The sequence below is a fragment of the Faecalibacterium sp. DFI.5.82 genome (assembly GCF_029076575.1).
In the GTDB taxonomy this organism is placed as follows: domain Bacteria; phylum Bacillota; class Clostridia; order Oscillospirales; family Ruminococcaceae; genus Faecalibacterium; species Faecalibacterium duncaniae.
On sequence record NZ_JARFIS010001039.1, the window covers coordinates 1 to 291 of the forward strand.

Sequence of the window (291 nt, forward strand, 5' to 3'; positions counted from 1 at the left end):
TCATACACAAAAGAGTGCCTTATGAATTAAAAAGTTCATTTTAAGGCACCCTCATTTATTTTATCTTATTAATTACATGTCTATGCTAAGATAGTTTTTTGTTACATTGCTTCATCTTCTTCAAATTGAGAATTGTAAAGATTGGCATAGAATCCGCCTTTCTTTAGAAGTTCCTCATGATTTCCTTGTTCAACTATATCTCCTTCATTCATTACAAGAATCATATCAGCATCACGTATAGTTGATAATCTGTGGGCTATAACAAAACTTGTTCTACCTTCCATAAGATTA

At 30.9% G+C, this 291-nt stretch carries 1 pseudogene; it reads right to left on the reverse strand.

The window, feature by feature from the left end:
• Positions 1–101: 101 nt before the first annotated feature.
• A pseudogene (locus P0G09_RS20035) lies at positions 102–291 on the reverse strand (ABC transporter ATP-binding protein); the annotation flags it as partial.